The sequence below is a fragment of the Pseudomonas extremorientalis genome (assembly GCF_001870465.1).
Classification (GTDB): Bacteria; Pseudomonadota; Gammaproteobacteria; order Pseudomonadales; family Pseudomonadaceae; genus Aquipseudomonas; species Aquipseudomonas extremorientalis.
In genome coordinates this window covers 56,236-70,656 of record NZ_MDGK01000040.1, presented here as the reverse complement: position 1 = coordinate 70,656, position 14,421 = coordinate 56,236, and the positions used below count along the sequence as shown (strand labels likewise).

Genomic DNA, 14,421 nt, shown 5'->3' with positions numbered 1-14,421 from the left:
TTACTCGAAAAAATAGCTTTACATAGAGATTGAACGGCCTATAATGCGCGGCAACAAATGCACTCGTAGCTCAGCTGGATAGAGTACTCGGCTACGAACCGAGCGGTCACAGGTTCGAATCCTGTCGAGTGCACCATACAAACAAAAAGCCCGCCTAGTGCGGGCTTTTTGCCGTCTGGGGTTTGTGTAGGATTTCTTCTTTTTCCCTCGCCTTCATGTGTTTTCCTCATCCGCTGCGTCGTCGCAGTTCATAGATGCGGCCTTTGCTCAGCTTTGGCTCGCAAGCGCTTGTTCTTTCCAGTTTTTTGACGTTTAAAGTGGCCGGGCGGTGTATCATTGCGCCCGTCAGCCCCGCCGGGGCTTGTGGAATACCTCCATGGACTTACCCAGTAGTTACTCAGTACCCCGTTTTACCAATCATGAATTGACTGATTGATCCTTCCGGCGTGCCCCGCTGCTGGGAGTGGAGTTCGCCTATGACCGAAGTAGAAGTAAAGAAAACACAAGAAAGCCTGCAGGATCGCCTGGCTCAAGTCATCGAGCTACTGCAGCGCCAGCGCGTGGTCGAAGACCTTACGCACCGCCAGGATGGCCCGAATAACAACCTGGTTGAAAACCTGGTTCACCGGCAAAACCTCGTCGAGTTGCAGCGCAAGCTTGACGACCTGCACTCCGCCGACGTCGCGTATATTCTCGAAGCCTTGCCGCTGGATGATCGACTGACCCTATGGCAGTTGGTCAAGGCCGACCGCGACGGCGACATCCTCCTCGAAGTATCCGACTCGGTTCGTGAAACCCTGATCGCCGACATGGACGATCATGAGCTCCTGGCTGCAGCCAAGGAGATGGACGCCGACGAACTGGCTGACCTTGCCCCTGAGCTGCCTCGTGATGTTGTCCATGAGCTCATGGAAGCGTTGGATACTCAGCAGCGTGAGCGTGTGCGCTCCGCGCTTTCCTATGACGAGGACCAGGTCGGCGCCCTGATGGACTTCGAGATGGTCACCATCCGCGAAGACGTCAGCCTGGAAGTGGTCCTGCGTTACCTGCGCCGACTCAAAGAGCTGCCAGGTCACACCGACAAATTGTTCGTGGTGGATTACGAAGGCATTCTCAAGGGTGTGCTGCCGATCAAGCGCCTGCTGGTGAATGATCCGGAGAAGAAAGTTGCCGACCTGATGGCCAGTGATACCGTGAGCTTTCATCCGGACGAGGATGCCTATGACGCAGCCCAGGCATTCGAGCGCTATGACCTGATCTCGGCGCCGGTCGTCGACAAGAACGGCAAGCTGATCGGTCGTCTGACCATCGATGAAATCGTCGACTTGATTCGTGAAGAAAGCGAGACCGAAGTCCTCAACATGGCGGGTTTGCGTGAAGAGGAAGACATCTTTGCCTCGGTTTGGCGCTCGCTGCATAACCGTTGGGCGTGGTTGGCCATTAACCTGATCACAGCCTTTATCGCGTCGCGGGTTATTGGCTTGTTCGAAGGGTCGATCGAGAAGTTGGTGGCGCTTGCAGCGCTGATGCCGATTGTGGCCGGGATCGGCGGAAACTCGGGTAACCAGACGATTACCATGATTGTGCGCGCCATGGCGCTGGATCAGGTCAGTACGGCCAACTCGTCGCGCCTGCTGCGCAAAGAGTTGGCGGTGGGTCTGATCAATGGGCTGGTGTGGGGTGGGGTGATCGGTGTGGTGGCTTACTTGCTGTATGGCAGTTGGTCGCTCGGTGTGGTGATGACGGCTGCGATGACCCTCAACCTCTTACTGGCGGCGTTGATGGGGGTATTGATCCCGATGACCCTGGCTCGCCTTGGGCGCGACCCTGCCATGGGTGCCAGCGTGATGATCACGGCCATGACCGACAGCGGCGGTTTCTTCATCTTCCTGGGCTTGGCAACGATTTTCCTGCTCTGACTCCATTCTGCGGGGGCAAATCTGCCCCCGCTTTGCATTATCTTCCCAAATCCCAGGCAAAAAAAAGCCAGCACTTGGCTGGCTTCGGCTTTCAGTTGCGGATCAATTGGCTTCTGCGGCCGCCTCAACGTCGTGCGCGATAAGCGAGACGAGAGCATTTTGCTGGCGGTGGGAGAGTTGACGAAAACGCTGCAGCAGTTCGCGTTCGTGCAACGACAGCTCTGGGCTGTCCAGGCGCATGCTCAACTCGTCGCCCAGCGCACCTTCCTGAATGAGGCTTTGTTCCAGGCGAGCGATGATTTCGGAGTTCATGCTGCGGTGATGATTGCGAGCCACCTCGGCAATGCGTTCCCGCATTCCGTCTGGCAGACGTACGACGAACTTGTCAGCCGTACGGCTGGAATAAATTGCCTGTTTCAATGGGCGCATATATTTAACCGGTTAGTTCAGGGGAGCGGTTTTTGGAATTGGCCGCAAGATGAGTGTTAAGACAAGGCTCACGACCAAAGTTCAACCTGAATTGCAAAGAGGCCGCATCATGCCTCAGATTTGACAGTTCCTTGGCGTCAATTCTGTGACAAATATTGAACTGCCTAAAGGCTTTATGCCAGCACTCATTTACATTTTTGCGGACTGGTTGGAAAATTTTTCACCGTGTGAATTCGCGAGGGAACTTCCCACAAGCCCGGGCCACCACAGGGTTTCAGGCCGCACATCCTATAGCAAAGTGGCCCTTTGCCCTTAGCTTTAAGACTAGTGGCAATTTGCCGATATGCGAGGACCAGGCGACATAAGGTCAGGCGTGGGGGGGATCAGCGCAGGACGGGGTCGAATTTGATACGACGACCCACGATGAGCGTCAGCAACAAGAGAGTGGCGAATACACCACAGGCGATGAAAGCGGTGGTGGTGCCGTCTTGAGATTCTTCACCCAAGCCTAGAACCGCTGTGACAACGGTCAGGCAAAGGAATAGCCAGGCATATTTGGTCATCAGGGGCTTCCTCAGAATACCCAGTGTTCAGCTGCAGGCGCCACTTGGGTGTCCTGGGTCAGACGTATGGGCGATTGCACGTTCGGTGCCATCACTGCCAGTTGCGGACGTTGTTGCAAGTGATGAGGGACGGCCTGGGTGATCTGCGCGGGGTCGTGACTGTCGCTCGATTGAAAATGGAACATGAGCAGTGCCGCCAGGGCTACGGTGTTGAGGGCTAACAGAAGGGCACTGTTCATGATTATGTTCTCCGCTTAACGCCGTGGTTTGTTAGGGTTTGTAGGAGAAGTATTGCAGGTGTCATGCCAATCTATTATGTCAATAAAATCATAGGCTTAAGTCTGATTTGAAAGGCTGTCAGGTTGCAATTTGCAATGATGGCATTTCGCGGGAGTGCATTTTGCACGATACGGTTCTTACGCCTGTATCGACGGGGTCAAGACACGGTCCACCCGGCAAGTATCGGCCTACACTCAAAAAGCCTACGGACGACATGACAAAACCTAACCTGGCCGTTAACATGCACGCCGTCCGTCGCCGCTTGCCAGGCGCGGCGCCTGTCATTTGTCCCAGTAGCTCAATTGGATAGAGCATCCCCCTCCTAAGGGGAAGGTTGGCCGTTCGAACCGGCCCTGGGACACCATATAATTCAATGCTTCCGCGCCTTTTAGACTGACTGCTCAAGTTGGCGTGACAGCAGGGTGGCAGCAGCAGCTGAAGTTTTGGTCAATCAAAACCCTCAGCCCGCTTCCCTATTCCGCATCCCATCTGGGGTTCTACAGACAAAACACAAAGACCAGCCGATATTTTTCTGGGCTGGCGCTCCCTCCTGCGGCCCTGTGGGTTTAGCACCGTCTAGAATGTCTGACTTACCCGTTTATCAATGGATAGGTATCGAATGGAAAGTGTGCGGGATATCGAGGAGCGCATGATTAGCTTCCTCCACAGCCAAGATCATGTGACCCCTCTCGATGGTCATGTTCCTCAGCCTGATGGCGTCAAGATTGCCGATTATCTGTTTTTCCACAGGCAAGCGGTTGTCGAGCTCAAAACCCTAAAGATCGATCCGAAAGATAAGATTTTGGATGGCGCTAAATCGCTGATGGAATCTGACGATTTCCCTCTGATCTTCGGTGACTATGACCTTGAAACCGCAATGAAGAACACACCGGGAGGAGAAGAGCACCTAAACAAAATTTTCTCTAGCGCAACCAGGATGGTGGAGGGGGTGCTTAGAAATGCCAAACAACAGATCGCCTCTTCCAAGAGGCTGCTTAGCCTTGATCCCGACACCCCTGGGATCGCGCTCATATTGAATGACACAGTTGAAAGCATTCCCGCAGCTCGGCTCGCTGACAGGTTCAGCACCCGGCTCACCGGGGATGGTAAAGATCCGGGCCGCTTCTCGGAGATTGATTTTATAGTTTTGATCCAGACCACCTACAGGCTAAGACAAGGTGGCGGTGGGTCGACACGTCTGCCGACTTTCATTATAAGCAATCCCTTCAATGCTCATCGCCATCATAAAATTGAGCAAGAAATTCAGCTTTTTCTGCAGGCTTGGGCCCGCTCGCAGGGTCACAATTTTGAAAGTACGAGTGCAACGTCTGGCCTTCACTTTGAGCACAACCAAGAGCCTCGCCCTGGTCCCCAGTCGTTGCAGGAATTCGTAGAGGCGCAATACCGGGCACACAGGTATATGAGCGAGTGGAGCGAAGAGAGACTAATTGCTCACGGCAAGGATGTGATCCAGAAGATGCTACCGATATTTATCAAAGGTGCAGAAAAACCTTCAGAAGCCGACTCTCATTTTTTCATCAAGCAATTCACGGAGCTGCTTGAGGAAGGTCGGATAAGGGGATTTGACCTGAGGAAAGTATTGAAAGAGATCCCCAGGGCCAGGTAATTACTCTTCGTCTATCGCTTTGATTCGAAGGACTGTAGTAGTGGAGCAATTGGCGTGCCTGGCCGTTGCGCGAATGCCCAGGCCGGCCTCCAATAGCTCTTTTACTCGCTTGTGTAAATCTGCATCAACCGGGCGCCCTTGGTACTTGCCGGCGGCCTTGGCCTTCTCGATGCCCTGGGCCTGCCGGTCGCGGCGCTGCTCGTAATCCTTGCGCGCGATCGCCGCCATCATCTCCACCAGCATGGAGTTGATGGCCCCAAGCATCCGCCCGGTGAACTCGTCGCCCTTGGTGTCCTGCATGCCCTGGTGGCTGGTCGGCAGGTCGAGCGCGACGATGCGCAGCCCCTTGGAGTCAATCGCGGCCTTGAGCTTTTGCCAGTCCTCCACTGGGAGGCGTGAGAGGCGGTCTATAGACTCCACCAGCAAGACATCACCCTTACGGGCATCCTTGAGCAGGCGCAACAGTTCAGGCCGGTCTGCGGAGGCGCCGCTGGCATTCTCCAGGTACACGCTTGCAATGACCTTATTATGGTCGCTGGCGAACTGCTCGAGCGAGGCGCGGGCACGGCCGGCGTCTTGTTCTTCGGTGGAAGCTCGGAGGTATGCGCGGATGAACATCATTGGGTGCCTGTATCAGTTAGGGCGTTCTACTAATACTGTTGCACTTTGGGTGTTACTTATCAAGCGGAAAACCCGAAAAAGGCAAAATAAGCCTGTATCTGGATAGGCATACTTCAAAAGCGGTTACCCAGCCACTGATTTTATAGGATGATAGGTGGCGTTTGGCTATCTAGTCTTTGCGGATACACAGTTTCTAGGCGAATACAGAAGGGAATCTAATGAGCTTCACTGAAGTAGTTAAAAATCGTATTATAGAGTTAGGATTTGATTGCTCGGTACAGGAGAGCGACGTTCTAGTTACTCGTGAAGATGGAACCGTTTGCATCGTTGGTGTAAGTGAGGAGTGGGAGAAAAGTTATAGAGCATACACTGCTGCAAGAAGCGCTAGCTATGACTCTGAGACACGGCTCCTAATAGTTAATAATACGGTTGAGATGCAAGTGTCTCGGCTGGCGAGTAACGGTGCATATATCTCTGAGTCATATACGCTAAAGGATAAGGCGCAAAGTACGGTGGTTGTAGGCGACTGCTCCATGATGTATGCAATAGCGTTTTTTCTTTCTGGTGAATATGATAAGTATTTTTCTATAAGAGTTAAGCGTAGGCTTAGTTTGTCTCAGATTAAGAGGCGGCCCGTTAGGCAGATTCTGTTCTTGCCGCAGACCGTTACTTATTCGGCCAAGGGACGCAAAATACTACCAGAGTTGAAAAGCGTATCACTGCGTGTAATCGAAAGGGCCTTGTTCAAATTGGCTGTTGAACAGAACGATTGCATGGTGGTATGGAAGCCCAAGAAGAAGCGCAATCGGTCCGTATTCTGGGGGGATATCATTGATGATGATAGCCTGTCGGAGGCGGATTATGACGAGACAGTAGTCAACTATTACAAGCTAGCTAAAGCTAGCCCTTTTCCGAGTCAAAGCTTTTTGGCTTTTTATCACGTACTAGAGTATCAATTTCTAAAAGTTTCAGAACTTGTGGTACATGATAGATTAGCATCAATCTTAAATGAGCCTAAATTTCGCGCTAGTCGTAATAACTTGGATAAGGTGATCACTGCAATTCGAGGGCACGATTCCCGTAACGATGAGACCGAAATGTTGCGCAATGTGCTGGCTCGATATATTTCGGAGGAGGATTTAGTTGAGTTTTTAACAGATTTTGAAGCGCGATGTGGTGAAAAAATATATACGAAATCTCGAGTGTTGTTTGGTCAGAAGGATACTGTGATCAATAAGTCTCACGCGCTGGCTAATACGGCAAAGGTTCTTAAACAGGTAAGAAACGCGATAGTGCACTCTACTGATCGTTATAAGCGCGAAGATTGCCACATACCGCTGACGGACTCTGAGAGCATAATAGAAGAGTATTTGCCTATCGTTCGATTTGTGGCGGAAAAAGTGATCTACGGCACGGCTACGTAGAGTTTGTTTCCTAGTTACACCGTTCACTGCGCGTTGATGTTCTTACATTCGGTCCTCGGCGTAGATAGCGGCGCTGATGATCGCCCCGCCCACTCGCCGCCTGCCGTAACAGAGCGGAACAGGGTTACCCGACGCAGTGGTGTTCTTGGCGCTGCCGAATGCGTATCCGGGTGTGTTCTCTGGTGCGGCGCTTGTCTTGAGGCCGCCGGCCTGGGGGCTTAGCATTTGGATTACCCCGCCGGCCACGAGCGCAATACCTGGGGCAAGCGTTGCGCCGTTGGTAAATGCGCTGGCCACGATCAGCACGATGCCCACGATGGTCTGAAGTATCCCGGCGCGCTTGCTCCCGGTGATCACTGGAACCACCCGTATTTCCCTAGCTCCGCCGAGAGTCAACTCGGATTCGCCTACGTTCTTCCTGTCGCGAAAAATTGCGAACTCCAGGCCGATAGACCTTGCTCGCGCGATGTCGCTCAGGAAGCCTGGGTGATTTACATCGATTGCCCGCAGCGCCTCCCTGGTATCGCCATGAGCGGATAGGGCATAGGTGTGTCGACGGCCGTATTTTTTGGCCAGTGAGCCACTGAGCAGAATGGTCGTGCGCGGTGCATATTCGATGGCAGTCATACCCGATCCTCAGCGTAAATAGCAGCGCTGATGATCGCGCCACCCCAGCGGCGGTGGCCGCAGCAAAGCGGTACCGGGTTGCCGGAGGCTGTGGTATTCCGAGCGGAGCCAAACGCATATCCCGGCGTGTTTTCTGGCGCTGCGCTCGTCTTGAGACCGCCAGCCTGGGGGCTGAGCATTTGGATTACGCCGCCGGCGACCATACCCACTCCTGATGCAAGCAGCCCGGCTGATACCGGGGGCGCCCAGAACGTGAAGAATGAGGCTGCGATCAGCACGGCGCCGATGACGGTTTGCAGAACTCCAGAGCGTTTGCTGCCTACGATCACAGGGGCAATGATGATGTCGCCTTTGCCTTGAAATCCAAGCTCACCCTCACCGATATTTTTCTTACCTCGAAAGACTGCGAACACGAGCCCGCGAGACTTTGCGTTTGACAGAAACCGTTCAAACCCTGGGATCTGCACTGACAATGCTTTGATCGCCTCGGCCGGCGTGCGGACGGAGAACTGGTAGGACTTACCGAACTGCCGTAGTTGCCCGCACAGCTTGATGGTGGTGAGTGGGGCATATTCAATTGCTGTGGCGGCCATGGGGCCTCCTATAGATTGGTAGAAGGGGCTGGAAGCCCAAGGCGAATGGCGAGTACAGCGCGCGACATATGCGCCTGGTCGATGGTCAGTTGCTCCTGGCGCGGGTCGTAGTTCCACACCCGGTTGTAGATCGAATCGCTGGCCCGGGCGCCTCGGAATGTGCCCCTCAGCAGGTCGGCGGAAACCCTGGCCTCTTCCTCAGTGAAGAAGGGGCCGTCGACTGTCACTTGTTGGCCACCACTGACGTGCTGGACCTCCCACACCGAGTAGCCGGCGTCCGGCCCCTGGATCAGTTCGTAAGGTTTGAATTTCTGCGTTTTGCACGCTTCGGTAAAACGCTCTTGAAAGGTCATGTCTTCACACTCACAGAGTCTGCCGTTGATCGGCGCCACCAATACTTGCGTAGCGTACGGGCGCGACAGTTAGGCCGCTTCGGATTGATCAGGAGACGCTTTTGCGGAGGTGCGAGAGGGCATTTTTGCCAGCCACTCGCGAAGCGCTTCGGAGCCTTCGCAACCCGATCTCCACTTCTCAAACCGGCCGGTGTACCCATTCGAATTGGCAACCATGCCGCTCAGTGCGACACCAGCATTGGAGGCGGTGGCCAGCACGTCATCGTAGATCGCTAGCATCTGCTTGAGCCCTTCGATGTCTTCGGCGCGCGACGCGGCAATGCCTGCGCGCGAAAGGCTGTCAGCGGCCTCTGGCGATAGCCCGGAGAGCATTGGGTTTGCCCTGAGCACCGCCTCTACAACGTCAGGGTGACTGCCTGCGCGCGCCTCAGCGACTAGTCGCTGGCGCTCTTCTGGCTTGAGGCTACGCACGATGGCTCGTAGCTCCTGATCGGCCAGGAAACCAACAACGTCCGAGCTAGCGCGAGGCGTGACCGCTGCAAAGCCGCTGGCCACTGTCTGGGCCAAGGTGAGCATATCTTTTGCTGCCTTCTCCATTGCAGGCATCAGGGCAGGGATGATTCCATCAATCTGCTCCTTGCCCTTGCGCTCAATGGCAGCGGCGTTAAGGTCCTTGTTCCCGCGAATCGAGAGGATTTCTTCTCCAAGGTCCTTGAATGCCTCCAACGACAATCCCTGCAAATGGCGGACAGACTTCAGCAAGCCACCGGCCTGCCAGGTGCCTTTGGTGCCATCGGGTCGTTGAATGTTGAATGTTCTTGCCTCTACCTGGGAGTGTTCGTATTCGGAGTAATGGAGGTTGGCCAAGCCAACTTTGAGGACGGATCGTTTGCCGATTTTCATTGGGTTACCTTTTGATTGTCTGGCCGTGGTTCGGCCGGTTTTGGTCTGAGGCTTCGCTCAGGATTTCGAGTAGGGAAACGTTTTCTCGGGTGCCTCCGCCGGCTGCTGCTACGTGCAGCTCGTCCATAAGGGCGCTGATCTCTCGCACGTCACGATTGAATTGAGTGAGCCCGGATTGCTGACGCAGCTTGGCCACCTGGCTACGGATCTTCATGGCGGGCCTCGATGATCAGTTGGTACTGTTCTGCGACGTGGTCTTTGATGTCTTGCTCATCAGCCAGCGGTGGGAAGATCCAGGCACCCGGACTTGGGAAAGGCCGCATATCCATCACACCTACCGGAGCGGGACGGCGGAGGCTTTCAATTGCGCGGACGTGGAGAATGAACGCCTCTGCCAGATTGGCTGCGTCGTTGCTGTTCATGGTGCACAGTGGGAAGTGCATCACCGTTTGCGCGCCCAGGACCGGATAGTTGAACGAGTGGCCCACTGTCTCGGGGTAATCCATCTCCCCCTCAACCGCGTCAACCCTGCAGTCCACCACCGTCAACATAACGAGCACTGTCTCTCCGTCTTCGGTGCCGATCTTCTCTGCAATTCGCTTGAGCTCGGCCCGCATCCACTTAATGCTCATTGCCGCATTCCCTCCATCTGTTCGCGGAGTTCTTCGACGGCCTTCTGTAGCTCGGCAACCTCGATGACTCGGGCAACAGCGCCTAGCCCTTCGATCAATGCCTTGCCCTGGTCGGGCGGTAGCTCGCCGGCGGCAACTGCGCGAAGGATTGATTTGGCTGCGCTGGGTAGGTCGGTGTCGTCGAGTTCGAAGCACACTGTCTCGGCAGTGGGCTTGATTGGCGGTACCAGGCGCTCAAGGATCAGTCGGCAAGCCTGCATATCGCCCTTCTTGGCCGCTGTCAGAACCTTCTTTGTCACGGCGTCTGCACCTTCCGCGAGTCGGGCGCGCAGCTCTTGCGTCTGGCCGGATCGGCCGCCGGGATTACCCGACTGTCCTGGCTTCCATTTGCCGGCTTTATCGCGATCAGTCATGCGGCCGGCGATTCCATGGCGATGACCGGTTTGTTTTCAGCGAGCGCTATCAGCAGGGCGGATGCTTGAACGCTTCCGTCTGCTGCGGCTTCGCGAAGGCGGCCCCAGGCGGCAGCAACTTCGGAGCGAGTTGGTTTGTGCTGACGTCCTCGGGCGGGCTTAGCTGTGTTCATAGGTGCTGCCTCGAATGGGTTTTGAGTGGCTCAAAAACTCACATTAGGCATGATCTGATTATTTATCCAGTGCTTTTTAGGTGCACCTAAGATGCTACACAGAATGGGATTGAATGGGACTGAAATAGTTGGTTTTGGCGGGATTGGAGAGGGTGTTTTTGTTGCAGTAAATCGAGGATAGCCAAAGTGATACAGGGCCGAGATTTCGGCTCAGTCCGATCTCAGATTGCGGTCGGATCGGGGAGGGCTGACATACCGTTTTGGGATGTCAGGTTTCCGCGCCACGTTTTGCGAAATATGAAAACGTGGCGCGGATTCAATGTGTCCAGATTTGGACGGATCTTCCCCGGCGGGGTAATACCCCTGATTACGGGTATTTGAAAGCCGGAATCACGGCTTTGAGGATATGCAAACTTGGCTGCTCAGATTCAATTCTGTCCGGGAGACAGATTTAGGCGAGGTGGCGCTTCACCACCCCACCGCTTAAAGGTGAGCAAGGAGCACGATTGAGCGAAGGTGTTGCTGTCACAGCAACACCTGCTCCAGCCTGCTGTCAGGAGGAGCGATGGCCAATCAGACCAAACGGTCCGAGTCGTATCATATGGTATGTGGGGCCGTTGTCGGAGTTGGCGACCGATACGTAGGGACGGATGCTCACTTTTTTCTGAGATCGGTGCCCTATCTATTCAGCATTCTCCCTGTAATAGGCAGTAATACCGTTATCGCCCTAACCCTAATACTATTTTCAGTAGCGATTCAGGGCGCTGGACAGAGCCTGGTTAGATACAGAGTTGCACACAGTGTCGTATTGATATTACATACGCGGGCGCGCCGTGTTGGCGTGTTCGATCGACTGAATGGAAGCAACGAAAATGGCACCTAGATTTCAATTTCCCGACTCACAAACGCGTTCCCCAAAATCTACCACTGTGCTCTGCCCTGCGGCCAGGGTTCTGGCTCTCTACAATCAGGATAGTGGCGACGTTGCTCAACGGATCTCCAAAAAAGTCCGTGAGTGGTTTTTTAATGCAGCTCATCAAAATGGCTGGCACGGCGTTCATTTTGTTCCCGAGGTGCAGTCTCAGCACGGTGCTGGATGCGTCATGTGGGTAACCTTCGCAGTAGGGCGTCAGATCGTGGTGACTAATCAGACCTTGGTGCTTGAGGATTCTGATTTAGACGCAGAGGAGTAATTTCCTTTCTGAGCTCTATGAAACAGCGGCCTTAGCGGTTTGTCTGTTGACAAGTTATCCCGGTGAGACCAAGCAGTCTCATCGGGAGCTGATAGGTAGGCCATATCGCCCGATTCGGCCCATTTGGTCTGTCTCGCCGTGGTGGAAGCGAGCATCGATAAAATCGGAACGGCTCCCGATCTACCAGATAGACCAAACCGTCTTAGTGAGACCCAAACGTCACACTCCGCGATAATTCACTCTTGGAGTGTGGGCGTGGCATGCCTTTCCTGAGGATGATCCCTGAAGTTGATTTGACTAACTTTGGATGACTCGGAGCTTATACATTAGCGCTTCACCTTTAGGGGTAAGCTTCCAAAGCTTTTCTATGGAGTGCTCATTTCGGGCGTTTATTGTTACTAATCCAAGGATTTGCATCTGTATGGCCACGGTCTGAAAATCTTGATCATTCAAGATGTTCTTGTTTTGGTATACTCCATGTTTTGTGATGATGCTAGATTTTAGATGGTCTTTTATCGTGGCTTCGGAAGTGTTGACTGTCAAATATGGTGATATTAAATAAAATATCTCACGCCAGCTTGTGTTTACGCTCCAGGCTGCTCTTGTCATGCCTGACAAGTATGTTCCATGCAAAGTGACACCTGACTCTAAGTCAGCAGGGTTAAGCTCTTCAATGGGGGGGATGGTTTTTTGAAGTTCATACTTTTCCTTTAGAGCTTGATTTTCTTTTCTTAGGTCATTTATTTCGCGGAGCAAATCCTCGCTTGCAACGTTATTGCCTCTAATCCATCCGACCGTAGGAAAGCGTGATATGGCCTGTGCAATGCTGATGGCGACTTGCCCAGCTAGTTCAGTTCCGTTGCTCCAGTACTTAACCAGCCTCCCTGTAGATACACGTCCACGAAAACGGTCTAACCTCTCTCGCATTTCGGGGGATATATCAGATTTATCAACGGAGATTGAAGTTGGGTTTTGATGTAATAACGCGATGACGGGAATAGCTTTTTCTACCGCGTATTCGTATTCTTTTTCAGTGTAGCTGATACCTTCTTCCGTAGTCGAGCCATAGCGACCACCAATAATAAGTAAATAGTAATCGCAATCATCGATCACCTTTTTGATGAATTCGAGCTGATCCTCATCTGTAGCAGGAAAAAGCTCCATGCCAGCAGGTATACAGTCCATTTGCATTAAAGTTTGGGTAACTAATGCTCTCTCCTGTTTGAGATCCGCATAGGTTGAGCTGATAAATACCTGGTGTCTTTTCTGCATTTTCGTTCCTTGAACGGTTGTCGCCATGGTCACTCAAGATAGCGATCTCGTGTTAATGAGTCGAGTCCTGTTAACCGTATCACTCTGCTTTTTGTTTGCATTTCTTCAACCATGCTACGGCTGCATCATTGAAAGCTCTCAACAAAGCTGAAGTCTCGTCGTTGTCGTGGGCGATGTTGGCGAATTTTCTCCACGACTCTTGCGTGACTGCTAACGATGTGTGAATATTGCTTCGTTACTGCTAACGATAGGGTGGTTCATATGGAGCTGGAAAAAAAGGCGCTTACAACAGCAGACCGCCAGAAACTCTACAAGGAGCGTCAGCGCGAAGCTGGATACAGACAAACCACGGTGTGGATTCACACAAATACAGAGGAAGAGGGTAAGCAGGCGGCGCGAGACGGCAAGCCACTCAAGCCTATGGAGTCGAAAGACCCTTTGAGTTGGGCGGCGGGCTGGATAAGCGAGAAGGGTAAGCAGTAGATACGGGAAAACCCCGGATGTAGATCGGCTTAAACCGTAGCCGATTGAATCGATGGGCCAGATTTTGGCCATCTTAAAAGAGGTGCCAAGCCGCTGCGTCAACAGCGGCCTGGCGATCACACGACGCAGCCTTGAGAGACACGTCATGCAACTTTACCAAAATATCAGTAACGCCCTGAAAGGCCAAGATAAGTCCGAACTTGAAGGGAAGGGCTCGGCAAGTACTGAAGCGGAAGACTCTAGCGTCTTACACCTGCCCCTCTTCACCGACAATCAACGAAACTTGGTGGTTGAGCTAATCCTCGCAGAGCGTCGCCACGCCACCCGGTGGTGGACTCACCTAAGCGAGTTGCGGCGGCGTAAGGAGCTCCCTGAGTGGGTTGCGGCGGACATTGGCACTCATGATGAGCATGACCTGATGCTGGATAGCAGGAAGGTCGTCAATCAGGCCCTGTTCGGCTCGGATGACCTGGGCGGCGATCAGCAATACCGCGCGGTGGTGCTGGAGTAGGGCTGGCAAACTACCAAACCCATCGCAGGATCAAGGGCACTACCCCGAAACAGGGTGGTGCCCTTTTTTCATTTACTGGCCGTTGGTGCCTTCTCGGTGAGGTAGATAAGGTCTTTCCTCACTTCCTCGGCGCACGGTCTGCACATTCCGAGCGTCGTCCAAGGTCGCCAGTCGAGAACAAGGAAAGTGAAGCCTCCGATGCGCTTACATTTCCCTGCATAACCATGAGTGCAGCGGGCCTGCTGGTAGGTCGTTGGTCCCATCTTAATAACCCCTGGTGGTGGTAATTTATAAAGGGTGGGATTTTTTCCGTTTACGTACTCCTCTGGAGGCCCCGGTTTCATTGAAAGGTACTGGGAAAAAATCCCAGTACTGCACCATTTCAGCAAAATAACCGGACGCAACC

18 protein-coding genes and 2 tRNA genes are annotated in these 14,421 nt (G+C 53.4%); 8 read left to right on the top strand and 12 right to left on the bottom strand.

Going from position 1 to position 14,421, the window contains the following annotated elements:
* The first annotated feature begins 59 nt into the window (after positions 1-59).
* Both BFN10_RS16375 and mgtE read left to right on the top strand, forming a co-directional pair.
* Positions 60-136: transfer RNA gene (locus BFN10_RS16375), tRNA-Arg, on the top strand.
* Positions 137-476: 340 nt separating this feature from the next.
* A complete protein-coding gene (gene mgtE / locus BFN10_RS16370) occupies positions 477-1,919 on the top strand; it encodes a magnesium transporter (protein WP_071490542.1) in 1,443 nt (480 codons plus the stop codon).
* Between the two features lie 102 nt (positions 1,920-2,021).
* On the opposite strand, the gene BFN10_RS16365 is transcribed toward mgtE, so the two are convergent.
* From BFN10_RS16365 to BFN10_RS16355, 3 genes are all read right to left on the bottom strand, one after another.
* Positions 2,022-2,348, bottom strand: a complete 327-nt coding sequence (locus BFN10_RS16365; RefSeq protein ID WP_003175643.1) for an Arc family DNA-binding protein — start codon at positions 2,346-2,348, stop codon at positions 2,022-2,024.
* A gap of 383 nt (positions 2,349-2,731) precedes the next feature.
* Positions 2,732-2,911 (bottom strand): PA3371 family protein, encoded by a 180-nt coding sequence (locus BFN10_RS16360; RefSeq protein WP_071490541.1) that lies wholly within the window; start codon positions 2,909-2,911, stop codon positions 2,732-2,734.
* An 11-nt stretch (positions 2,912-2,922) separates the two neighbouring features.
* The gene (locus tag BFN10_RS16355) at positions 2,923-3,150 is read right to left on the bottom strand and encodes a hypothetical protein (protein ID WP_071490540.1); all 228 of its coding nucleotides are present in this window, start codon (positions 3,148-3,150) and stop codon (positions 2,923-2,925) included.
* Positions 3,151-3,477: 327 nt separating this feature from the next.
* On the opposite strand from BFN10_RS16355, the gene BFN10_RS16350 reads away from it, so the two are divergent.
* A tRNA-Arg gene (locus BFN10_RS16350) sits at positions 3,478-3,554 on the top strand.
* A 255-nt stretch (positions 3,555-3,809) separates the two neighbouring features.
* Positions 3,810-4,817, top strand: a complete 1,008-nt coding sequence (locus BFN10_RS16345) for a hypothetical protein (protein ID WP_071490539.1) — start codon at positions 3,810-3,812, stop codon at positions 4,815-4,817.
* On the opposite strand, the gene BFN10_RS16340 is transcribed toward BFN10_RS16345, so the two are convergent.
* The gene (locus BFN10_RS16340; RefSeq protein ID WP_071490561.1) at positions 4,818-5,435 is read right to left on the bottom strand and encodes a recombinase family protein; all 618 of its coding nucleotides are present in this window, start codon (positions 5,433-5,435) and stop codon (positions 4,818-4,820) included.
* Between the two features lie 221 nt (positions 5,436-5,656).
* On the opposite strand from BFN10_RS16340, the gene BFN10_RS16335 reads away from it, so the two are divergent.
* Positions 5,657-6,862 (top strand): hypothetical protein, encoded by a 1,206-nt coding sequence (locus BFN10_RS16335; protein ID WP_071490538.1) that lies wholly within the window; start codon positions 5,657-5,659, stop codon positions 6,860-6,862.
* 42 nt (positions 6,863-6,904) lie between these two features.
* Here BFN10_RS16335 and BFN10_RS16330 read toward each other — a convergent pair whose 3' ends face one another.
* From BFN10_RS16330 to BFN10_RS16300, 7 genes are all read right to left on the bottom strand, one after another.
* Positions 6,905-7,489 (bottom strand): tail assembly protein, encoded by a 585-nt coding sequence (locus BFN10_RS16330; RefSeq protein WP_071490537.1) that lies wholly within the window; start codon positions 7,487-7,489, stop codon positions 6,905-6,907.
* Entirely contained in the window at positions 7,486-8,082 is a 597-nt protein-coding gene (locus tag BFN10_RS16325; RefSeq protein WP_071490536.1) for a tail assembly protein, read from the bottom strand. Before BFN10_RS16325 ends, BFN10_RS16330 begins: the two co-directional genes overlap by 4 nt.
* Before the next feature lie 8 nt (positions 8,083-8,090).
* Entirely contained in the window at positions 8,091-8,435 is a 345-nt protein-coding gene (locus tag BFN10_RS16320; RefSeq protein ID WP_071490535.1) for a hypothetical protein, read from the bottom strand.
* Between the two features lie 69 nt (positions 8,436-8,504).
* Positions 8,505-9,338: a hypothetical protein gene (locus tag BFN10_RS16315; protein WP_071490534.1), complete on the bottom strand. Its 834-nt coding sequence runs from the start codon at positions 9,336-9,338 to the stop codon at positions 8,505-8,507.
* Positions 9,339-9,342: 4 nt separating this feature from the next.
* The gene (locus tag BFN10_RS16310; RefSeq protein WP_130898131.1) at positions 9,343-9,552 is read right to left on the bottom strand and encodes a hypothetical protein; all 210 of its coding nucleotides are present in this window, start codon (positions 9,550-9,552) and stop codon (positions 9,343-9,345) included.
* Positions 9,539-9,970, bottom strand: coding sequence for a hypothetical protein (locus BFN10_RS16305; RefSeq protein WP_071490533.1), 432 nt, complete (start codon positions 9,968-9,970; stop codon positions 9,539-9,541). The genes BFN10_RS16310 and BFN10_RS16305 overlap by 14 nt, the downstream gene beginning before the upstream one ends.
* Positions 9,967-10,383, bottom strand: coding sequence for a DUF5681 domain-containing protein (locus BFN10_RS16300; protein ID WP_017138405.1), 417 nt, complete (start codon positions 10,381-10,383; stop codon positions 9,967-9,969). The genes BFN10_RS16305 and BFN10_RS16300 overlap by 4 nt, the downstream gene beginning before the upstream one ends.
* A gap of 1,030 nt (positions 10,384-11,413) precedes the next feature.
* On the opposite strand from BFN10_RS16300, the gene BFN10_RS29275 reads away from it, so the two are divergent.
* A complete protein-coding gene (locus BFN10_RS29275) occupies positions 11,414-11,749 on the top strand; it encodes a hypothetical protein (RefSeq protein ID WP_130898132.1) in 336 nt (111 codons plus the stop codon).
* A gap of 297 nt (positions 11,750-12,046) precedes the next feature.
* Here the strand turns inward: BFN10_RS29275 and BFN10_RS16295 are convergent, their stop codons facing one another.
* Complete coding sequence (locus tag BFN10_RS16295) at positions 12,047-13,048, bottom strand: DUF4062 domain-containing protein (RefSeq protein WP_231999523.1); 1,002 nt, start codon at positions 13,046-13,048, stop codon at positions 12,047-12,049.
* Between the two features lie 234 nt (positions 13,049-13,282).
* On the opposite strand from BFN10_RS16295, the gene BFN10_RS16290 reads away from it, so the two are divergent.
* Positions 13,283-13,504, top strand: a complete 222-nt coding sequence (locus BFN10_RS16290) for a hypothetical protein (RefSeq protein WP_071490531.1) — start codon at positions 13,283-13,285, stop codon at positions 13,502-13,504.
* Positions 13,505-13,556: 52 nt separating this feature from the next.
* Complete coding sequence (locus BFN10_RS29750; RefSeq protein WP_231999522.1) at positions 13,557-14,015, top strand: hypothetical protein; 459 nt, start codon at positions 13,557-13,559, stop codon at positions 14,013-14,015.
* Positions 14,016-14,421 lie beyond the last annotated feature (406 nt).